This window comes from Variovorax sp. KK3 (assembly GCF_001984055.1).
GTDB lineage: Bacteria > Pseudomonadota > Gammaproteobacteria > Burkholderiales > Burkholderiaceae_C > Variovorax.
Map to the genome: position 1 here is coordinate 51,337 of NZ_LYVO01000031.1, position 21,412 is coordinate 72,748.

The following is a 21,412-nucleotide window of genomic DNA, read 5'->3' on the forward strand; positions in this document are numbered from 1 at the left end:
TTTGATTGATAGATCGATGAATTTCAGCAGCGACAACGTACAGGTCTTCCTCGCGGTGCTCGACCACGGATCGTTCTCGGCGGCTGCGCGCGCGCTGCGCCGGGTGCCTTCGGCGGTCAGCATGGCCATCGCCAACCTCGAGGCCGAACTCGCCCTCCCCTTGTTCGACCGCAGCGGCCGCGAGCCCCAGCCGACGGCTGCGGCACGTTCGCTCGAACCGCAGGCCCGGCTGCTGGCGGCGCAGTTGCAGGCGCTGCAGGTCCAGGCCCTCGCTCTCACGCAGGGACTGGAGAGCCGGCTCACGCTGGCGATCGCGCCCGAGTTGCTGGCCGCGCCGTGGAGCGGGCCGCTGGCCACGCTTGCCGCCGAGTATCCGCAACTCGAAGTCGAGGTGCTGGCGGCGCCGCAAGCCGACGCGCTGGCGCTGCTGCACAGCGGCCGGGCGCACCTGGCACTGGTCTTCGAGCGGCCCAGCATGGACGGCCGCGAGGCTTTTCAGGAAGTCGCCAACGAGATGATGGTGGCGGTGGTGGCGCCCAGCCACCCCGTGCTGGCGGCCGCCGGCGGACGACTGCGCGAGGACCACCTGCGCAGCACCCGCCAGATCGTCGTGGCCGGCCGCGACCTGGCCACCAGCGACCCTCGATTCGTCTTCGCCCGGCACGTCTGGCGCACCGACAACGCACTGGCGGCGCTGAGCCTGATCACGGCAGGTCTGGGCTGGGGTTGGCTGCCCCGCAACTTCGCGCGGCCGCACGTGGCGGCGGGCGCGCTGGTGGAAATTCCGTTCGAGAACCTCACAAATGGGTTGGACCTATGGGTCGATGTGGTGTGGTCGCGAGAGCGCCCGCTGGGGTTGGGGGCGCAGCGCTTCGTGGCGCTGATCGGTCGCAAGAAGGGCTAGCGGCACAAGGGGCTTCACTATGCTGATGCCGTATCCACGCGAGCCGCTGAACTGCCCATTCTCAATAAAAGAAGTGGCGGAACGAATGATCCATAGAAGCGACCAAGTGGTTCGGACCAGAGCAATTGCTCTGATTCCGATGCGTGCGCATCTACATGTCGCACATCGTCGTCAACGCCAAAGGTTTCATCATGTTCTCTACTTCCAAATCGACGCGCCCCCCAATCAAAGACCGATCTTTCACAATTGGCCAAACCAGGACAATAAAAGACAAAAAAGATGAAAATAATCAAACGACGCCTCAGCCTTTTACGAAAATAGTGCCCAAGAATTTAAACCAACGAAAAACCCCAATACTTAGACGGGAGAAGACTCCACCTAAGGCAGAAATTGAAGTAGCAAATAAGCCAGGCGATAACCCAGATTCCAAATGGGAAACCATGATCGAATCGTTTTGGAAACAGTTCCCCACGGTCGGGTACACCAAAGCATTCGGCTGTGCGTCACCCGGTCAAAACGAACACCTCAGCGACGAAAATCAACTTGAGCTCGGCTTTAGAAAAGCAATTGTCCAGGCCGCGCTAGTAAATATCAAGACATCTTTACAAATCGACAATAATGCACTTTTCGCGATAACGGCAAAATTGGCGTCGACCTTCGACGATATCAAGGACGGCAAAATGTCAGAGGCCGATCTCCTCTCCGAGTTGAAGAGCCACATCAAAAATCTTGAGCATCGGCTGCACGGCGTGCTTCATCCCGAACATTCGCTTGTGGATCGCGAAGCTCAAATGGAAATTGTAGATCAAAATTCAAAATTGACTTATAGCCTGTTGATCAGGTACGCAACGCTGTTTCCAGAGTGCGACGAAGTCTATGCATTTCACGAGGCGATTCCTGCAATCAATAATAAAGAACTGACGCATCCAGATCACATCGAATTTGCATTCAGAAAAGCCGTCGTCGAGTGGGCGCTTCAAAACCTAGAGCCATCGAGGGTGCTAGTGGACGGCAGCCAAGTTGGCAATCTTGTGCAAAACTTGGCATCAGCATTCGAAGCGGTGAAGACCGCAAAATTGACTTCGCAAGGCTTCTATATGGAAGTTGCAAAGGCTGCAGAAGACATGAAATTGCAATTTCGCGAAAAAATTTCCATCTTATGATTTTTTTGCGTAATTCGGGTTGCGCTGAAAGCAAGTCGTCGTTCCGACGGCTTCACCGGTCCGGTTGCGCTTCTGCACTTCACGAAATGCGTTTGGCTGCTCTAACGAGTCAGCCCGCCGCGCCGCCGCGCGAGGGATTCGGAAAGAATCCTCCAAAACACAAACTTCGGTCGCAGAAACTGAAGCGTGCGCGTCGCTATGGTCGATCCACCGACGGCGGTTGCGGGGTTTATACGGTCCAGTTGCCGCTGCCGCATATCGGCAGCGGCAGCCGCCCGCGGCACGGAGCCCCGTGGGAAGGCTTGTCAGCACGCCTTGGTGCGGAACAGCGTTAATCGGCGGCTCCCAACTCAAGTTCCATGGCTTCGTCGAAAGTGACGGAGCCCGGCCAAATTAATTGAGGTGACCATCGCGGCAGGAGAAGTGCCGGAACGGTTTGCCGATGGAAGCGACTAAGCCGTTCGGAACGGAGCAATGGCCGGCCCTGGATTTAACAACGTGCGACTTGTTTGTCGCACACCGTCACCAATCTCAAAGGATTTTTATGTATCCGACGCGCAGCAATATTAGAACCAACCCATCCATTAACATTGGGCAATCCAGAACGACTAAAAATTCAAATCAAATCGGCATCACAACGCCGCAGCCCTTGACGGAAGTAGTGCCCAAGAAAGCTACGACGTCAGACAACCCAGTCCTTGGTCGCAAAAAAAGTGAACCCCAGACAAAGACCGAACCCAAAAACAATCGAGCAGTTAAATTAGAAAGCGACTGGGTTGCCAAAACAGAAGAGTTTTCGCAATATTTCCCAAAGATGGCAGCTACCAGACAATTCGCAGTTTTGACACAGCCAGGCCAGCACCCATCGACGCCAGATGAGCTTGAGTTCGATTTCAGAAAAGCAACTATCCAAGTTGCATTGCAAGGCATCAAGACGTCTTTGCGAATCGAGGATCGAGAGCGTTCCGGATTGACAGTGAAATTTGCATCGACTTTCGACGCAATCGCAGCCGGTACGATGGGCGAAGAAGATCTCATATCAGGGCTCATCAATCACATCAAGAACATCGAGATTCAGAACGACGGATTGCTTAAACGCGAGTCGTCCGTCGTCGATCGCGAAACTCAAATGAAGATCGCACAGAAAAACTCGGCGTTGAAATCCGAGCTGCTGGTCCAGTATGCGGTTTGCTTCCCAGCTTACCGCGATGCCATTGCACTTCACGAAGCCGTGCCTACCGTCAGCAATACAGAATTAGCCGACCCGGTTCAAGTCGAATTTGTGTACCGAACGGCCATCGTCGAATTGGCACTCCGGAAATTGCTTCCATCAAAAACGCCGACAGAAATCGATCGAATCGCCAACTTGACGCGAAATCTTGCCCCGGCGTTTGAAGCCGTCAAACACAAAACGCTGACCCCCGAGGGTTTTGATGTTGAATTCTCAAAGATATTGGAAGACATGAAGTTGCAGTTCCGCGAGATCAAATCCGTCTTGTGACCATCGCGCCCCATGAGTCTGATTCAGGCCGAGACCGACGTCCTGCATGCGGAAGCGAACATTTAGCAAAAGCGGCTTTTTGATAAAAGTCGTCACTGGCGCTCGCGTACCCGACATCCTGCGACGCCGTGTGGTCGCAAGGAAGAACTATGGTCGATCCGCCGACGGCGATTGCGGCGGGTTGATACGGTCCAGTTGCCGCTGCCGCATATCGGCAGCGGCCCGCGGCACGGAGCCCGGCGGGAAGGCTGCGGGCGGCTGCCCCGGCTGCATCTGCGGCGGCCGCATGCCCGGCGGCACAACCGGCTGGCCGAACTGGGGTGGGCGGCTGCCCTGATCGAGCCGCGGCGGCCGGAAGTCAGGCCCCGGTTGCGGCGGACGAAAGTCGCGATCGGGCCTCGGCTGCCGGTAGCCGTAGTCCTGAGGCGGGCGCGGGCCCTGAGGCGGCGGCGGCTGCCAGCCCGGCCGCGGCCTGTAGCCAGGGTCTGGATGGGGGCGATACCCGGGATCGCGGTCATGCCAGGGATTCGGCTGCCAGTTCGGACGCGGCGGCGGGGCCGGGCGCCAGCCCGCCATCGGCGGTGGCGGCGGGGGAGCACCTCGCCAGTAACGCTGCTCGCGATACCAGGGACGGTCGCGGTAATGATCGGACCAGTAATTGCCGATCGCGAAGCCGACGATCGGCACGCCGATCGTGGCGCCGTAGCTGGCCAGCGGCACACGCTGCCGTTCGTAGGCGTAGTCGATGCTGGGAGCGTAGACCCAGCCGCGCAATCCGTCGGGCAGCACCACGTCGCACCATGCATAACCCCGTGTGCACCCAAGAACGTCGAATGGCTGGCCGGGGCCCAGGCGCGCCACCAGCGGGTAGTCACCGGACGGGCCGGCCCGGAGGTTGACCGCGCCCCGTGCAAAAGCCTGCTGCGCCGTGGCGGCCAACGGCAGTGCCAGCGCCACGGTCCCGGCGCCGATCCAGCGCCAGAGATGCTTGTGTTTCATGCGACTTCCTTTGCGATGCAGGGTAGGCGGGGCGCTGAAGGGCTGTCAATCGGCCGCCGCCTACCTTGCCCAACGCGTCGTCGCAGCGGCCGTGGACTCAACTAACCCTTGGAGACTTTCTTCACGCGACCTTTGCAATGCGCGTGAGCGCGTTCATGCCTTGACGCCAGGCACTGGGGCGGCCTTGGAAGAACGGTCCGCACGTGGCGGCAGGAGAAAGAGCGGAACGAATTACCGAGGGCTAGCGACTAAACCTTTGGAATAGGGCAAGTGCTCTGGTCCCGCACCGTGCGATTACATGTCGCACATCGTCATCAATCGCAAGAGAATTCATTATGTTTCCCATCCCGCAAAAAATGCGTACCCCAATCACCCAATCCCGATCTGTTGAAATTTCTCAAACGACTCAGACGAAGAAACCAGAAAAAGAAAACAGCGGCACAACAATTCAGCCCTTTGCCAAGGTAATCCCCAAGACCAAAAACGTGTCGAACAGGGTAACTCTGGGGCGCATAAGAACCCACGACAAGTCGAACGCCAAATCACCTCGCATATCAGAGACGAACACCCCGGAACCATCATTTCTCTTTGAAAAAACCGAACAGATTAAAAACAGCTATAAACCGAATTTCAAAGTCACTGAGACCCTGGAGTATTTTCAAGCTACATTTCAGCTCGATCCCAAAGCCGAAAACTTCGACGCACTGCTTCACTTCGAAGTACGGGCATTCATTATCAAGGCGTCGATCTCCAAAATAACATTGCCCGAGCCCTTGCCGACGCATTCGGGGTTCTATTATCAATTAACGATGGAACTGAATTCGATGTTCAAAGATGTTTTATCAGACGTCAAAGACGAAAATGAATTTGACGCTGCAGTGCAACGGGCAGTGCAAAACCAGATAAAAGCACTGCAAAAAAGCCGGGGCGAGCTCGTTCAAACGCCCGTGGTGCAAATTTCAGAAGAAATCCAGCAGGAAAACGATGCCTTGATCGATTCGTTCAAGCCGATCTACCGCCTCGCTTTTCCCAACGTTGTAGACACCAAAGAGGTGAATCGATATCTTCCTGAGGGAATCAAGGGGAAGCTCGACTCGAATGGAGCTCAACTTCGCATCAGGGTCGCGTTGGTTCGCACGCTTTTAGCCAATGAGTCATTTTCAGTGACCGATGCGTGGGCTACCACTGTCGCGAAGAAAATGTCGCTGGATTTTGAAATCGTTCTCAAGGACGCAGCACATATGCCTGCTTTCTACGACAAATTGAAAGCCATTCGGGACCATCGCATCGCGTACGGCTTCTAATCGACGCGGCGTCAGCCGTCAGGCGTCGTCGCGAGCCGTCTTTCGACTGTGCGGCGATCGTACGCAAATAGTGAAGACGCGCGCACCTGACCGAAGCAGCAGCGGCAATCAAGCCTTCGGCGCGAGGCGCCGCCAACCAGTATTGGGAGGCCGTCGAGGCGAGGCTGGCGCTTCGGACACCGACGCAATGGCCGGGCGTCAAGACGACTCAGCGTAGAAGCGCGCCCGTTTCAGCGCGCGCCCCGCCACCGGAGCCACAGCTTGGCCGATTGCCGCGATGTGCTCCGGTGTCGTGCCGCAGCAGCCACCTACGATGTTGACCAACCCCTCGGCCGCGAACTCATGCAGCAGGCGCGAGGTGACCTCGGGCGTCTCGTCGAATCCTGTGTCGCTCATCGGGTTCGGCAGGCCCGCGTTGGGGTAGCAGCTGATGAACGTGTCGTCCGCCACACGCGCCAGCTCCTGGATGTAAGGCCGCATCAACGCCGCGCCCAGCGCGCAGTTCAGCCCGATCGCCAGCGGCTGCGCGTGCCGCACGCTGTGCCAGAAAGCCGTGACGGTCTGGCCGCTCAGGATACGGCCCGAGGCGTCGGTCACGGTACCGCTGATGATCAGCGGAAGCCGCTCGCCGCTCGCTTCGAAATATTCGTCGATCGCGAAAAGCGCGGCTTTGGCATTGAGGGTGTCGAAGATGGTCTCGACCAGCAGCACGTCGGAGCCGCCTTCGACCAGCGCCTCGACCTGCTCGTAATAGGAGGCGCGCAGTTCTTCGAAGCTCACGTTGCGTGCGCCGGGGTCGTTGACGTCGGGGCTGATGCTGGCGGTCTTCGGCGTCGGGCCGAGTGCGCCAGCCACGAAGCGCGGCTTGTCGGGCGTGGAGAACTTGTCGCACGCGGCACGGGCGAGGCGGGCCGATTCGAGGTTCATCTCGCGCGCCAGGTCGGCCATCTTGTAGTCCTCCTGCGCGATCTTCGTGGCGCCGAAGGTGTTGGTCTCGACAAGGTCAGCGCCGGCAGCGAGGTAGCCCTCGTGGATGTCGCGAATCACATCGGGCCGGGTCAGAGAAAGCAGCTCGTTGTTGCCCTTCACGTCGCGAGGGAAGTCCTTGAAGCGCTCGCCGCGGTATTGGGCTTCGGTGAGCTTGAAGCGCTGGATCATCGTGCCCATAGCGCCGTCGAGGATGGCGATGCGCCTGGCGAGGATGGCGGGGAGTTGCTGGGCGCGGGTAAAGCGGGGATGGAGCATCAGCGCGATTGTATGTAGGGCATCAACGAGGGCTGAAGCGCTTCGACCTCTTCGTCGTCGTCGTCGGACTCGCGCCTTCCATCCGGACCGCGCTAAGCGACCAATCAAACGTTCGGCGAAGAGGCACCGTCTATCCAATTACGACCCCCTCGGATACCCTTGGTCAGGGCCGCAAAATATAACGTCGAATTGTGAGTTTATTCCTTTGCGCCGGAAAATCTGAAAAACGATTTTTCGAATCAAGCAATTAACCGCAAAGACGGTCGCATTCGAAATCATGTAACGACCATGTTTTGCATGGAACGACTTCAACCTACCAGTCACCAAGTGCACGCGGCCACCGTCACCACCAGTGATTCAAGTTTCATTCGAGGGCGAGGCCAGCATCGGCGGATCGGTCAGGCAGCGACGCTTTCGATCGATTTTATTTTTTTTCTATTTAAAAATGGAGTAGATCATGATTCCACCCAATCGACCCAACAACCCTGCACCGCTTAACACACCCACAGGCAGGGCCGTGAACAGCACCTCGAACAACGCGACGGAAAAAAAGACATCATTTGCAAAATCCATCTCCAACGCAATCAAAAATAAAGTGGGCCCATCTGAAGCCGAAAAAATCAGAAAAACGAACGAGGGAATTATTAAAAGAAATCCAGGTTTGATCGATACGATCCTCAAAAAATTTGAACCAAAATTCAAAGCGCTGGGATTTACCGAAGTGGAATTTAAAGAATTTGTAAAAGGGGCATCTCCTCTCGAGCTATCTCATTCCGATGATCTGGACCTCGCGATGGAGACGCTGTGCAAGAAATTCATCATAACCCACACAATGCATGCTCACGTAAAGATTGCTGGCGATTTCCCTCAAAGCAGTTGGAACATGGTCCTCGCCAATGTCGATCCGGCCTTTGACACTGTACTGAACTCGTCTGATTCTCCAATGGAGGCCCTGAATACCGACAACGCGTTTATAACGACGGTTGCAAAGAGTCTTCACCCCTATTTTCCGCAAGAAGTCGAAAAATTTCTGAGCGCATTTTAATGCTTGCCTGAGGCAATGCCTGCCCGGCAGGCATTGCGCTACGGCCAACCACCCAGTCATTTAAGCTAACGACGCCGATTTGGCGCTCGACAATTACGCATTGAGGAACTTATGAATCAGCTGCAATTCGAAGAAATGTCTCAAGCCGTAGCAAATATCTTGCTCGCGGAAGTTGCCATCGAGAGCGAGGGTCGTTGCGCGTTGTTGATCCAAGGCATCGACGTGCTTGTCGATCTGGGTGAGGACGACGCCCTACAGTGTTATGTGGATTTAGGAACGCCTTCTCCAGCCGATCGCAATACGGTATGTGAGCAACTCTTGAAGCTCAATTTGCTAGGTTCTGCGACGGAACATGGCAGTTTCGCATTCGAACCCGAAACGGCTCGTGCTGTTTTTTGTGAACGACTTCCTGACGCCGGCGGACTGGAGGCCGAGGAGCTTGCAGCGATGCTCCGCAAGCTCGTCGATTACACGAGCGACGCTCGACAAATGGTCGCCAATCCGGCATTTTCCGCCCAACAACACGCTGATTCCACGAACAGCATTTTCTTTCTATCGGCGTTGGCATAGCGGAGATTTCTGCGACTGATGATCCGCTCACTCGACGAAGCTCAGTACTTCTTCCAACATCCTGCGCAAAAGCGGCTGCATGCGCGCGGCGGTGGTGTCGCAGTATTCGAAGGGCGCCTGCTCTTGCATATAGCTGCTTTGCGTTAATTCCAGTTGGACGGCATGTATCTGACCAGCAGGCCGACCGTAATGCCTGGTGATGTAGCCGCCCGTAAAGCGCCCATTCAGCACGCTCGTCAACGTGGGCGACTGCTTCGCGATGTCAATCAGACGCTGGGCCAGGGCCGGATTGCAGCTTGCACCCTGCGCAGTGCCGAGGTTGAGGTCAGGGAGGCGACCATCGAAGAATCGCGGAAGCACAGATCGGATGGAGTGGGCATCCCAGAGCGCGGCACTTCCGTGCTGTGCTTTGATGCGGGCGAGTTCGTCGGACAGCCGCCGGTGGTACGGCTCCCAGATCGAAAACCTTCGCCCGGCGACCTCGGTCTCTGAAGGCAGATCGTCGGCGGCATAGAGTGCATTGCTCTCGAACGTATCAACCGGGCATAAGGCCGTCACACTTTGGCCCGGATACAGACTTGCACCATCCGGTGGCCGGTTCAGATCGATCACATAGCGCGAATGCGTGGCGACCAGGACGGACGCTCCCAACTCATCGGCGAAGTCATAAAGCCGCTCCAGATGCCAATCGGTGTCAGGCACCCCGCGCGCCTCCTCCGTGAACCGCGCCGCGAGTGCGGGCGGAACATAGGTGCCCACATGGGGCATGGAGATCAGCAGTGGCCGCGTCCCCTGGCGAAAGCGAAAGGGCGGCTCGGTGGTTTCGAAGGTCGTCATGATGATTCGATGAGCAGTTGGCGACGCGCGTCGACAAAGCTCGACGACGCATCGCGATGAAGAGAATGGCGGCCACCGGCCACGCGCGGCTGCCCTGCAACCCACACGCTCGAAATGGCGCTGCTGCGCTGGCTGGCGAACACGTGCGATGACAGCATGTTCTGGGCATTCAGGCCTTCGAGCGCGACGTGATCGGCATCGAGCATCACGAAGTCGGCCTGCTGGCCCGCGGCGAGTCCGGCGACCGCACGTCCTGAGGCTTGCGCGCCGCCCCGCACCGCCGCCAGCGTGAGTGCCGTGGCCACTGAAGGCTGCGCCGCATCCGCACCCACGTTGCGCTGCCGGGTCATCAGGCGCTGGCCGTATTCGAGCATCAGCAGTTCCTCGGCCGCGTTGACGCACGCATGGCTGTCGGACCCCACGCCCCAGCGCCCTCCGCCCTCGCGCCAGGCAGCGAAATCGAACACGCCATCGCCCAGGTTGGCTTCGGTGGTCGGGCACAAGCCAGCGACAGCACCAGTTGCCGCGGCACGCCGGTACTCGTCCGCGTCCATATGCGTGGCGTGCACCAGGCACCAGCGCGCATCCACAGGCGCATGGTCCAGCAGCCACGCCACCGGGCGCTGACCGCTCCACGCGATGCAGGCATCGACCTCGGCGGTCTGCTCGGCGATGTGGATGTGAATCGGTGCAGCGTCATCGATCGAAGCCAGCCCGGCGAGTGCATCGTGCAGGCTGTCGGGCGCCACCGCGCGCAGCGAATGCGGCGCGAGCCCTAATCGCGCACCCTGCGATTCGCAGACGGGACGCAACCGCTCCAGCAGACGCAGCATCGAATCGGTGCTGCGAATGAAGCGTCGCTGGCCCACGCCGGGCTGTTGGCCGCCGAAGCCGCTGTTCTGATACAGCACCGGCAGCAGCGTCAGGCCGATCCCGGCGCGGTCGGCCGCGCGCAGCAGGGCCAGGGCCAGCTCGGCGTCGTCGGCGTAAGGCCGGCCATCGAGGTCGTGATGGAGGTAGTGGAATTCGCACACCGAGGTGTAGCCCGCCTCCAGCATCTCGACATAGAGCCACGTTGCAATGGCCTCGACCTGCACCGGCGTGAGCCGCTCTGCAAAGCGGTACATCAGGCTGCGCCAGCTCCAGAAGCTGTCTTGCGCCTGGCCGCGAAATTCGGTCAGGCCGGCGAACGCACGTTGAAAGGCATGCGAATGCAGGTTGGGCATGCCGGGGATCACCGGGCCCGAAGCTGCAGGCACTTCCGATGGCCGTTCGGCATCGGGCCGCACCTCGACCAGACATCCCGTCGCGTCCCAACGCAGCAGCACGTTTCGCGCCCAACCCGAAGGCAGCAGCGCGTCGCCGGCATGCAGGGCTCGATGCTCGCTCACGCTGCGCACTCCTGCGCGATGCGGCCCTGGCGCACGACGCGCTTCACCGCGCGTCGGCCGAACCAATAGGCCAGCTCCGACACATCCTGGGCATTCCACAGCACGAAGTCAGCGGGCCGGCCCACGCCGAGCACGCCATGCGTGTCCGACAGGCCGAGCGCGCGCGCCGCATGCACCGTGACGCCGGCAAGTGCTTCGGGCACGGTCAGCCTGAACAGCGTGCAGGCCATGTTCATCATCAACACCAGGCTCAGCGCGGGCGAGGTGCCGGGGTTGTGATCGGTCGACACCGCCATCGGCACACCGGCCGCGCGCAAGGCCTCGATGGGCGGCAGGTGCGTATCGCGCAGCGTGTAGTAGGCGCCGGGCAGCAACACGGCCACGGTGCCGGCCTCGCGCATCGCCGCGATGCCTGCGTCCGACAGATGCTCGACATGGTCGCACGACAGCGCGCCATAGCGCGCCGCCAGCGCAGCGCCACCCATGTCGGAAAGCTGCTCGGCGTGCAGCTTGACCGGCAGGCCCAGCATTCGCGCCGCCTGAAAGACGCGCTCGGTTTCCGCCAGCGAGAAAGCAATGCGCTCGCAGAAGACGTCCACCGCATCGACCAATCCTTCGGCCGCCAGCGCCGGCATCATCTCGCGGCACACCGCGTCGATGTAGTCGCCGCTGCGCCCGGCGTACTCGGGCGGCAGCGCATGCGCGCCGAGGAAGGTGGTGCGCACCGTCACGCCGTAGTGCTCGCCGAGCCGGCGCGCCACGCGCAGCTGCTTGCGCTCGTGCTCGAGCGACAGGCCGTAGCCTGACTTGATTTCGATCGCGCACACGCCATCGGCCAAGAGTTGTTCGAGCCGCAACGCGGCCTGGGCGAAGAGCGTCTCTTCATCGGCCTCGCGCGTGGCGCGCACCGATGAGACGATGCCGCCGCCCGCCTTCGCGACTTCTTCGTAGCTCGCGCCTGCGAGCCGCATCGCGAACTCGTTCGCGCGCTGGCCACCATAGACCAGGTGCGTGTGGCAGTCGATGAGGCCGGGCGTGACCAAAGCACCGCCGCAGTCATGCCGTGGGCCCCGCGCCAGCTCCACGGGCACGTTTCCCGCATCGCCAATCCAGCGGACCACGCCCGACTCGACTGCGATCGCGGCGAGGGCGCCGTTCGGCAACGACACGCCGGGTGCAGCGCCCGGCGCGAGCCTCAGCCCGGTCCACAGGCCGTCTGCGGAAGCGCGTTCGTTCAATGCATTCATCGCGTGTCCTTCAAGGCTGCGCGGCTGCCGGCAGGATGCGCGCCACGGCAAGACGCGCACCGGCGCCGGATGGCTTGACCTGCCAGGCCTGCGGCGCATCGGCCCACCACAAGCCTTCGCCTTCGCGACAGGCCGCCTGCGCTTCGTTCAGTCGCCAATCGCCACGCAAGGCCAGCAGCACGCCATGCGCCGACGGCGCGATCGACGCGGGGCCGTCGAGCACCTGCAGGTCGGCGACCCACTGCCCTCGGCGGGTCATCACGTTGAAGTCGCTCGATGCTGCACCTTGCGGCGCGCAGTCGATCTCGTCCTCGCCGGCAAATGCGAAAGGACGGTGGGGCACATCCAGCGCCAGGTCGATGCGCCCGTCGCGCGAACGAAGGCGCACGCCATCACCGTCCAGCAGCATGATGATCCGGTCCACACCTTCGAACACCGAGAACGGGCCTGCGGCCTCGATGGTCGCGATGCTGACACGCCAACCGAAGTCGGCCATGCCCGCACCCGGCGGCCAGCTGGCGATCTGCCGTGTGCTGCCGCCGCCGTTCTTCCACGGCGTCGTCGGCAGGCCAGCGCGCGAGAAGGTGTTCGACGCGTCGAGGGTCATCAGTCGGGCTTGATGTTCTGTTTGCGGATCACATCGCCCCAGCGTGCCGTCTCGATGCGGATGCTCTCTGCCAGTGCCTGCGGTTTGCCGCCGCCCGGCTCCAGGCCCTGCGCCTCGAACTTCTCTCGAATCGCGGGCTTCGCGAGCGAGCGTGCAACTTCGGCGTTGAGTCGATCCACCACCGCCGGCGGCGTGCCGGCCGGCGCCATCAACGCATACCAGGACACCGCCTCGAAGTTCGGCAAACCTTGCTCCGCGATGGTGGGCAGCTCGGGCATCGTGGCCGAGCGCTTCAGGCTGGCCACGCCGATGGCGCGCAGCTTGCCGGATTTGACGTGCGGCAGCACGGCCGACATGGCGCCGAACATCATCGACACCTGGCCACCGACCACATCGTTCAAGGCCGGGCCGATGCCCTTGTAGGGCACATGGATCATCTGCAGGTTGGCCTCCAGCGCCATCAGCTCGCCGGCCAGGTGGGCCTGGCTGCCCGCGCCGGGCGAGGCGTAGCTCAGCGTGCCGGGCTTCTGCTTGGCCAACGCGAGCACTTCCTTGAGCGACTTGGCCGGCACGTCCGCATTGACGACCAGCACGTTCTCGACCGTCGCGAGCATGGCGACCGGCGCCAGTTCGCTGGCCTTGTAGGGCAGCGCGGCAAAGAGGCTCGGGTTCACCGCGACGTTGCCGACCGGCACGATGCCCACCGTGTAGCCGTCGGGTGTGGCCTTGGCGATCTGGTCGACGCCGATGTTGCCGGCCGCACCCACCTTGTTCTCGACCACGAAGGGCTGGCCCAATGCGTCCGACAGTTCCTGGCCGCTCACGCGGGCCAGCACGTCGGCCGGGCCGCCCGGCGCGAAGGGCACGATGACGCGCACGGGCTTGGATGGATAGGCCTGCGCATGCGCGGCAGGCAGCGCAAACGACAGGGGCAGGGCAGTCAACAAAGACAGAGCAAGACGGCGATGAATCAACATCAGAATTCCTCGAAGGGGGGCATGTCGTCACGACGGGCGATCCGCGCGAGGACGTCGTAGTCGGCGGGATCGGGCATGGCGAATCCCGCAAGCAACAAGCGTTCCGCAACGTCGCGAAGCGATGGCTCCCGCACGCTCTGCTGCAAGGCGTCGCGCAAGCGCGCGAGCATGTCGTGCGGCAGCGGGCCCGTCGCGACGAGCGGCGGGATCGGACGCGGCGCGGTGCTCGCGATGGTGCGCACCTGTCCCGCGAAGTCCGGATCGTGCCGGCGCAGCAGGTCGTGGTAATAGCTGTCGAGCGGCCCCACGTCGATGATGCCGGCGGCGAGCGCCTCGATCACGCCGCGTGCATGGATCAGGTTGCCGACGGCGGTACGGTACAGCCGCGCGCCTCGGTCCGCGCGGAACGGTGCAAGGTGGTCGCGCAGCGCGACGCCGCCGGACATCGAATCGGCCAGCGTGTAGCCGACCACGCCGCCGAAGGTGTCCCTGAGACGTTGGTGCTTCGAATCCGCACGCACCACGATGTCGGTGAAGTACACCGGCTTGCCGCCGTATCGCACCGGCGATGGCACGGGCGCGGCAATGAGCGTGGGCCGCGGTGCGCGCTGCGAGAAGGGCAGGCCGCACATCATCGCGAGCCCCAGGTCGTCGCGTGCCCACAGAGCGGAGAGCGGCGCCGGCGCGTCGTAGTCGATCACCGACCAGTCCAGCGCCGCACGGTCCAAGACCCATGCGAGCAGCGTCTTCCAATCGGCCCGCGCGGAGGCGGTCACCGAGTACATGCGCGCGTTGGCGACCAGCGGCATCGCGGCGTATCAGCGAAAACGCAGTTGCTGGCCCAGCCCCATGCGCTTGGCCTTGGCGAGCATGGCCGAGCCGAGCGCGATGTCCGACAACGACAGGCCGCGGTGCCAGAACAGGTTGGTCTCGTCGTCACTCTCGCGGCCGGGCTTGAGGCCGGCGACGATCTGGCCCAGCTCCGCATGCAGCGTTTTTTCCGACAGCTTGCCGGCATCGACGTGCGCACGCAGCGCACCCAGCGGACCGGCCTTGGCCTGGCCCCAGTCGTCCATCACCATCTTGCTCATGATGTCCGTGAGCGAGAGCTCGACCGCGCTCATGGTGCCATACGGAATGACGCAGGCGCCCTTCTTGATCCACTCGGTCTTGAGCATGGGCGTGGGCTTTTCGAGGCGCGAGGCCTCGACCACGATGTCGGCGCCGCGCACGCAGGATTCCCAGTCTTCGGTGATGGTGATCTTCACGCCCAGGTCGCGCTCGAGGCGCGCTGCGAACTTCTCGCGGCTCTCGGGGCGGCGCGAATGCACGCGGATCTCGTCGAAGTGGAAGATCGAATGCAGCAGGCGCACGTTCCAGTACGAGGTGCCGCGCGCGCCGATGTGCCCGAGGACCTTCGAGTCCTTGCGCGCGAGGTGCTTGGCACCGATGGCGGTGATGGCGCCGGTGCGCATGTCGGTGATGTCCGATGCGTCGATGATGGCCACCGGCACGCCGGTCTTCGGGTCGAACAGGTTGAGCAGCGCCAGTTCCGAAGGCAGCCCCTGTTCGTAGTTGCGGTAGAAGTCGCCCACCACCTTGACGCCCGCCACGCCCAGCGGCCGCACGTAGCCGCGCAGCACGTTGAAGTGGCCGGGGTAGTCCTTCTCGGGCACCAGGTGCATGCGCGGTTCGATGGTCGTCTCGCCGCGGCCCTGCGCCAGCAGGCCCTCTTCGACCGCGGCGACGATCTCGGCGTCGCTCATCTTCAGGGCCTGGACGTCCAGGTGATTCAGGTAATGCAGGTAGATCTCGGACATGGATGGGGGCCTCTGGTTACTTGATCATGGGAAGGTGCAACGCATGCTTCTTCGCGGTCGCGACAGCCTGCTCGTAACCGGCATCCGCATGCCGCATCACACCTGTGGCGGGGTCGTTCCACAGCACGCGCCCGATGCGCTTCGAGGCCGCGTCGGTGCCGTCGCAGACGATGACCACGCCCGAGTGCTGCGAATAGCCCATGCCCACGCCACCGCCATGGTGCAGGCTGACCCAGGTCGCACCGCCGGCGGTGTTGAGCAGCGCGTTGAGCAGCGGCCAGTCGGACACCGCATCGGTGCCGTCCTTCATGGATTCGGTTTCGCGGTTGGGGCTGGCGACCGAGCCGGTGTCGAGGTGGTCGCGGCCGATGACGATCGGGCCCTTGAGCTCGCCCGACTTCACCATCTCGTTGAAGGCCAGCCCGGCCTTATGGCGCTCGCCCAGGCCGAGCCAGCAGATGCGAGCCGGCAGGCCCTGGAACGAGATCCGCTCGCGCGCCATGTCCAGCCAGCGATGGGTGTGCGTGTTGTCGGGGAACAGCTCCTTGATCTTCGCGTCGGTCTTGTAGATGTCTTCCGGATCGCCCGAGAGCGCGACCCAGCGGAACGGACCTTTGCCCTCGCAGAACAGCGGGCGGATGTACGCAGGCACGAAGCCCGGGAAATCGAAGGCGTTCTTCACGCCTTCATCGAAGGCGACCTGGCGGATGTTGTTGCCGTAGTCGACCGTCGGGATGCCCATCGCCTGGAAGTCGAGCATGGCCTGCACGTGCACGGCGCAGGACTTCGCGGCTTCGGCCTTCAGGCGCGCGTGCTGCGACGGGTCTTTCTGCGCGTCGATCCATTGCTCGACATCCCAGCCCACGGGCAGGTAGCCGTTGATCAGGTCATGCGCGGAGGTCTGATCGGTCACCAGGTCGGGCTTGAGGCCGCCCGCCTTCGCACGCCGCACCAGCTCGGGCAGCACCTCGGCCGCATTGCCCAGCAGCGCGATCGACACGGCTTCCTTCGCCGCGGTGTGCTGCTTGATCAGCGCGATCGCGTCGTCGATGTCCTTGGCCTGCTTGTCGACGTAGCGCGTGCGCAACCGGAAGTCGATGCTCGACTGGCGGCACTCGATGTTGAGCGACACCGCGCCGGCGAGCGTCGCGGCCAGCGGCTGCGCGCCGCCCATGCCGCCGAGGCCGGCGGTGAGGAACCATTTGCCCGCCAGGTCGTTGCCATAGTGCTGGCGCCCTGCTTCGACGAAGGTTTCGAAGGTGCCCTGCACGATGCCCTGGCTGCCGATGTAGATCCAGCTGCCGGCAGTCATCTGGCCGTACATGAAGAGGCCCTTGCGGTCCAGCTCGTTGAAATGCTCCCAGTTGGCCCACTGCGGCACCAGGTTGGAATTGGCGAGCAGCACGCGCGGTGCATCGGGATGCGTCTTGAACACGCCGACCGGCTTGCCCGACTGGATCAGCAAGGTCTCGTCATCCTCGAGATTCTTCAGCGAGGCGATGATCTGGTCGAAGCATTCCCAGTTGCGCGCGGCGCGGCCGATGCCGCCGTAGACCACCAGGTCTTGCGGGCGCTCGGCCACCTCGGGGTCCAGGTTGTTCTGCAGCATGCGGAAGGGCGCCTCGGTGAGCCAGCTCTTGCAATGCAGTTGGCTGCCGCGCGGCGCGCGGATCACGCGCGTGGGGTCGTGGCGGGGGTCGGCGGGTTGGACGGCGAATTTGTCGGGTGCATTCATGGCGACGGGTCCTTTCGATGCAAGGGGCGTGAGATTCAGGCGTGGCTGGGCAGGATGTCCAGCAGGGCGTCGGGCCAACGGCTCCGGCGCGCCCACTGGCGCATGGCTTCGATGTCGGTGGCGATGTAGCGGTCCTGGTCGATGAACGCCACGTGCTCGCGGATGGCGGCGAACTCGGCTTCGAGCAGGGTGGAACTCCTGGGGCCTCGCTTGAGTTCGATGCCCTGCGCAGCGGCCATGGCCTCGATGCCCACCACCACCGCCGTGTTCTGCACCATCTCGGCAAGGCGGCGGCCGGCGAAGGTGGCCATCGACACGTGGTCTTCCTGGTTGGCCGATGTAGGCAGGCTGTCGACACTGGCCGGATGGGCCAAGGACTTGTTCTCGGATGCGAGCGATGCGGCCGTGACCTGCGCGATCATGAAGCCGGAGTTGACGCCGCCATCGCGCACCAGGAAGGGCGGCAGGCCCGAGAGTCCGCTGTCGAGCAGCAGGGCCATGCGGCGCTCGCTGATGGCGCCGATCTCGGCCACGGCCAGCGCGATGATGTCGGCCGCGAAGGCCACCGGCTCGGCGTGGAAGTTGCCGCCGGAGATGACGTCGCCGTTGTCGAAGACGAGCGGGTTGTCGGAAGCGGCATTCGCTTCGGTGCGCAGCACGCGCGCGGCGTGCGCCAGGTTGTCGAGGCAGGCGCCCATGACCTGCGGCACGCAGCGAATGGAATACGGGTCTTGCACGCGGCCGCAGTCGGCATGCGAGGGAATGATCTCGCTGCCTTCGAGCAGCGTGCGCACCGCGCCGGCGACCGCGATCTGACCCGGCTGGCCGCGCGCCGCATGGATGCGCGCATCGAAGGGCTTGATGGAGCCCTGGATCGCTTCGAGCGACAGCGCCCCGGCCATGATGCCGGCGGCGAATACGTCTTCGGCGCCGAACAGGCCAGCCAGCGCGAGTGCGGTCGAAACTTGCGTGCCGTTCAACAGCGCCAGGCCTTCCTTGGGGCCGAGCACGAAGGGCTTCAGATCGATGCGTGCGAGCGCGGCAGCACCGCCGATGACCTCGCCCTCCGGCGTCAAGACTTCGCCCTCGCCGATCAGCACGCAGGCCAGGTGTGCCAACGGGGCCAGGTCGCCCGATGCGCCGACCGAGCCCTTGGACGGAATGCGCGGCAGCAGGCCGGCGTTGTGCAGGGCCAGCAAGGCGTCGACGATCTCCGGCGCGATGCCGGAGTGGCCGCGCGCGAGGCTCACCGCCTTGGTCGCGAGCACCAGGCGCACCACACCGTCCGGCAAGGCATCGCCGGTGCCCGCGCTGTGCGACAGCACCAGGTTGCGCTGCAGCTCGGCCAGCCGCTCGTGCGGAATGATCGTTTGCGCCAGCTTGCCGAAGCCGGTGTTGATGCCATAGACCACCTCCCCGGCATCGACGATGCGGCGCACGGTGGCTTGCGCCGACAGCAGCCCGGCGCGTGCCGATGGCGCCAGCGCGAGCTGCACGCCGCCGGCATGCACGCGGCGCAGCGCGGCGAGTTCAACCTCACCGGGGATGAGCACGAGCGGTTCGTTCGAAGAGCTTTTGTCGTTCATGCGTGGTCCTGTCTATACAAGTGCTGGCGTGCGCGGTGCAATGTCGTTGGGTCGCGTATTTCTTCAGCCGAAGCTCGGGTTGCCGTCGGCGCGGAAGCGGCTGCCCAGCCGGTAGCGCGAGGCCGGGTGCAGGCAGCGCACCATGGTCACCGGCGTGGTGCGCGTCCAGGTGCGGCGCGTGAGCAGCAGGCAGGGGTCGTTGGCCGGCATGTCGAGCCGCTCGGCTTGCTCGGCCGTCGGCAGCACGGCGTCGACCACGTGCTCGATCTGGTCGAAGGGCACGTTGCGCACCAGGTATTCGCTGGGCGACATGGCCGAGAAGTCCTGCTCGAGGAAGGCCGGCACCACGCGCGGGTTGACGTGGCGGTCTTCCAGCTGCACCGGCAGGTTGTTCTCGAGGTGCAGACACACGGTGTGGAACACCGACTCGCCGGGCCGCAGGTCGAGCCACACGGCCACGTCGGGCGAAGCCGCGATGCGCTCGGCCACCAGAAACTCGCAGCGGTAGTCGTGACCGCGCGCGCGGATCTCGCTCGCGATGTTGGCGATCTGCAGCAGCGTGGACTGCGGCTTGTCTTCGGCCACGAAGCTGCCGACGCCGGCCACGCGCACGATGCGGCCCTGCTCCATCAGCTCTCGCAATGCGCGGTTGACGGTCATGCGGGCCACGCCGAATTGCGCGACCAGTTCGCTTTCGGACGGCAGCCGGTGGCCGGCGGCCCAGGAACCGTCTTGAATGCGGTGGGTGATGAAGGACTTGACCTGCTCGTAGAGCGCCAACGCCGGCTGCACGGGCTGCACCGGCGCGGCCACGGGGCGATGGGCCGGCTTGCTGGTGCGGTGCTTGGCGGTGGTGCTCATGTGGGTCGTCTCGCGTCTCTGGCGTCGTTCAATGTTCGGCCGCGGCCATCGACTCGGCGCGGATCTCTTCGGTCAGCCGGGCCTTGATTTCCATGAACTCGGGCGAGGTCTTGATCGTGTAGTGGCGCGGGTGATCGAAGTTCACCGCGATCTCGCTCTTGATGCGGCCCGGCCGTGCGCTGAACACCGCGACGCGGTTGGCCATGAAGATGGCTTCGTCGATGTCGTGGGTGACGAAGAGCACGGTCTTCTGCGCCGATTCCCAGATGCCCAGCAGCAGTTCCTGCATCAGCACGCGGGTCTGGTTGTCGAGTGCGCCGAAGGGCTCATCCAACAACAGGATCTTCGGGTCGTTGGCCAGGGCGCGCGCGATGGCGGTGCGCTGCTGCATGCCGCCGGAGAGCTGCTTGGGGTAGTGGTTCTCGAAGCCGCGCAGGCCGACCTTGGCGATGAAGTAGTCGCTGCGCTCCTTTTGCTGCGCCTCGCCCATGCCGCGCTCGCGCAGACCGAAGCGGATGTTCTGCGCGATGGTGAGCCAGGGAAAGAGCGTGTAGCTCTGGAACACCATGCCGCGGTCGGCGCCCGGGCCCTCGATGGGCTGGCCGTCGAGCAGCACGCGGCCTTCGGTCGGGTCGTCGAGCCCGGCCACGATGCGCAGCAGCGTGGACTTGCCGCAGCCCGATGGGCCGAGGATGGTGACGAAGTCGTTCTCGCGAACGTCGAAATCGATGGGCAGCAAGGCCTGCGTGCGCTGCCCTTTGTTGCCGGTGAAGATGCGCGAGACGCCGCGGATCGAAAGCTGGTTCTGCATCACAGCGTGCTCCAGGCGAAGAGGCGTCGGTTGACCGATTTGAAGACGAAATCGGAGACGAGTCCGATCACGCCGATGACGATGATGCCGAAGATGATCTGCCCGGTGTTCAGCAGCGCCTGGCTGTCGGTGATCATGTGGCCGATGCCCGAGGACGAGCCGATGAGCTCGGCCACGATCACGTAGGTCCAGGCCCAGCCGAGCACCAGGCGCAGCGTTTCGGCGATGCCGGGCGCCGCACCGGGAATGAGCACACGGGCCACGATGCCGCGGCTGTTGGCACCGAGCGTGTACGCCGCCTCCACGAGGTCGCGCCGCGCGCTGCCCACGGTGACGGCCACCATCAGGGTGATCTGGAACACCGAGCCGATGAAGATCACCAGCAGCTTCTGCGCCTCGCCGATGCCGGCCCAGAGGATCAGGAGCGGGATGAAGGCCGAGGCCGGCAGGTAGCGGCAGAACGAGACGAAGGGCTCGAAGAAGGCCTCGATGGGCTTGTAGGCACCCATCGCGATGCCGAGCGGCACGGCGACCACGGCCGCCAGCACGAAGCCACCGACCACGCGCCACACCGTCATGCCGATGTCGTGGATGAAGTTGAACTCGGTGAAGAGGCCGTAGCCTTCCTTCACCATCGTGACCGGGCTGGCCAGGAAGGTGGGCGGCACGAAGCCGCCGAGCGTGAACGCGGCCCAGACCGCGAAGAACAGCACGAAGAAGCCCAGGCCCAGCAGCCAGCGCGCACGCGGGCTGACGGGCTCGAGCGGCGCCATGCCGCGGCGCCGGCGCGGCGCTGTCATCGTGGGCAC

20 protein-coding genes are annotated in these 21,412 nt (G+C 63.1%); 6 read left to right on the forward strand and 14 right to left on the reverse strand.

Annotated elements, in window-relative coordinates:
* The first annotated feature begins 16 nt into the window (after positions 1–16).
* The 3 genes from B0W80_RS16650 (at position 17) to B0W80_RS34965 (ending at position 3,568) form a co-directional block, all read left to right on the forward strand.
* The gene (locus B0W80_RS16650) at positions 17–904 is read left to right on the forward strand and encodes a LysR family transcriptional regulator (protein ID WP_077000274.1); all 888 of its coding nucleotides are present in this window, start codon (positions 17–19) and stop codon (positions 902–904) included.
* Positions 905–1,047: 143 nt separating this feature from the next.
* Positions 1,048–2,067: a hypothetical protein gene (locus B0W80_RS34960; RefSeq protein ID WP_143684654.1), complete on the forward strand. Its 1,020-nt coding sequence runs from the start codon at positions 1,048–1,050 to the stop codon at positions 2,065–2,067.
* A 442-nt stretch (positions 2,068–2,509) separates the two neighbouring features.
* A complete protein-coding gene (locus B0W80_RS34965) occupies positions 2,510–3,568 on the forward strand; it encodes a hypothetical protein (RefSeq protein WP_143684655.1) in 1,059 nt (352 codons plus the stop codon).
* 147 nt (positions 3,569–3,715) lie between these two features.
* Here B0W80_RS34965 and B0W80_RS16660 read toward each other — a convergent pair whose 3' ends face one another.
* Entirely contained in the window at positions 3,716–4,567 is an 852-nt protein-coding gene (locus B0W80_RS16660; protein WP_083745448.1) for an SH3 domain-containing protein, read from the reverse strand.
* Positions 4,568–4,902: 335 nt separating this feature from the next.
* On the opposite strand from B0W80_RS16660, the gene B0W80_RS34970 reads away from it, so the two are divergent.
* Entirely contained in the window at positions 4,903–5,871 is a 969-nt protein-coding gene (locus B0W80_RS34970) for a hypothetical protein (protein WP_143684656.1), read from the forward strand.
* A gap of 198 nt (positions 5,872–6,069) precedes the next feature.
* On the opposite strand, the gene B0W80_RS16670 is transcribed toward B0W80_RS34970, so the two are convergent.
* A complete protein-coding gene (locus tag B0W80_RS16670; RefSeq protein ID WP_077000277.1) occupies positions 6,070–7,116 on the reverse strand; it encodes a homocysteine S-methyltransferase family protein in 1,047 nt (348 codons plus the stop codon).
* 457 nt (positions 7,117–7,573) lie between these two features.
* Between B0W80_RS16670 and B0W80_RS34975 the strand changes: the two genes are divergently transcribed.
* Both B0W80_RS34975 and B0W80_RS16675 read left to right on the forward strand, forming a co-directional pair.
* Complete coding sequence (locus B0W80_RS34975) at positions 7,574–8,161, forward strand: hypothetical protein (RefSeq protein ID WP_143684657.1); 588 nt, start codon at positions 7,574–7,576, stop codon at positions 8,159–8,161.
* Positions 8,162–8,272: 111 nt separating this feature from the next.
* Positions 8,273–8,731, forward strand: coding sequence for a type III secretion system chaperone (locus tag B0W80_RS16675; protein WP_077000278.1), 459 nt, complete (start codon positions 8,273–8,275; stop codon positions 8,729–8,731).
* A gap of 27 nt (positions 8,732–8,758) precedes the next feature.
* Here B0W80_RS16675 and hutG read toward each other — a convergent pair whose 3' ends face one another.
* The 12 genes from hutG to B0W80_RS16735 form a co-directional block, all read right to left on the reverse strand.
* Entirely contained in the window at positions 8,759–9,568 is an 810-nt protein-coding gene (gene hutG, locus B0W80_RS16680) for an N-formylglutamate deformylase (protein WP_077000279.1), read from the reverse strand.
* Positions 9,565–10,959, reverse strand: a complete 1,395-nt coding sequence (locus tag B0W80_RS16685) for a formimidoylglutamate deiminase (protein ID WP_083745449.1) — start codon at positions 10,957–10,959, stop codon at positions 9,565–9,567. Before B0W80_RS16685 ends, hutG begins: the two co-directional genes overlap by 4 nt.
* Positions 10,956–12,206: an imidazolonepropionase gene (hutI, locus tag B0W80_RS16690; RefSeq protein WP_077000281.1), complete on the reverse strand. Its 1,251-nt coding sequence runs from the start codon at positions 12,204–12,206 to the stop codon at positions 10,956–10,958. The genes B0W80_RS16685 and hutI overlap by 4 nt, the downstream gene beginning before the upstream one ends.
* A gap of 10 nt (positions 12,207–12,216) precedes the next feature.
* Positions 12,217–12,813, reverse strand: coding sequence for a HutD family protein (locus B0W80_RS16695; RefSeq protein WP_077000282.1), 597 nt, complete (start codon positions 12,811–12,813; stop codon positions 12,217–12,219).
* The gene (locus B0W80_RS16700) at positions 12,813–13,790 is read right to left on the reverse strand and encodes a tripartite tricarboxylate transporter substrate binding protein (protein WP_077000283.1); all 978 of its coding nucleotides are present in this window, start codon (positions 13,788–13,790) and stop codon (positions 12,813–12,815) included. Before B0W80_RS16700 ends, B0W80_RS16695 begins: the two co-directional genes overlap by 1 nt.
* Positions 13,790–14,599, reverse strand: a complete 810-nt coding sequence (locus B0W80_RS16705) for a phosphate/phosphite/phosphonate ABC transporter substrate-binding protein (protein WP_077000284.1) — start codon at positions 14,597–14,599, stop codon at positions 13,790–13,792. Before B0W80_RS16705 ends, B0W80_RS16700 begins: the two co-directional genes overlap by 1 nt.
* A gap of 9 nt (positions 14,600–14,608) precedes the next feature.
* The gene (locus tag B0W80_RS16710) at positions 14,609–15,610 is read right to left on the reverse strand and encodes an ornithine cyclodeaminase family protein (RefSeq protein ID WP_077000285.1); all 1,002 of its coding nucleotides are present in this window, start codon (positions 15,608–15,610) and stop codon (positions 14,609–14,611) included.
* Positions 15,611–15,626: 16 nt separating this feature from the next.
* Positions 15,627–17,345, reverse strand: a complete 1,719-nt coding sequence (gene hutU, locus B0W80_RS16715) for a urocanate hydratase (RefSeq protein ID WP_077000286.1) — start codon at positions 17,343–17,345, stop codon at positions 15,627–15,629.
* Positions 17,346–17,380: 35 nt separating this feature from the next.
* On the reverse strand, positions 17,381–18,931 hold the full coding sequence (gene hutH, locus B0W80_RS16720) for a histidine ammonia-lyase (protein ID WP_077000287.1): 1,551 nt from the start codon (positions 18,929–18,931) through the stop codon (positions 17,381–17,383).
* Between the two features lie 63 nt (positions 18,932–18,994).
* A complete protein-coding gene (gene hutC, locus B0W80_RS16725; protein ID WP_179106946.1) occupies positions 18,995–19,792 on the reverse strand; it encodes a histidine utilization repressor in 798 nt (265 codons plus the stop codon).
* Positions 19,793–19,820: 28 nt separating this feature from the next.
* Positions 19,821–20,603, reverse strand: a complete 783-nt coding sequence (locus B0W80_RS16730; protein WP_077000288.1) for an ABC transporter ATP-binding protein — start codon at positions 20,601–20,603, stop codon at positions 19,821–19,823.
* Positions 20,603–21,403, reverse strand: a complete 801-nt coding sequence (locus tag B0W80_RS16735; RefSeq protein WP_256856600.1) for an ABC transporter permease — start codon at positions 21,401–21,403, stop codon at positions 20,603–20,605. Before B0W80_RS16735 ends, B0W80_RS16730 begins: the two co-directional genes overlap by 1 nt.
* Positions 21,404–21,412 lie beyond the last annotated feature (9 nt).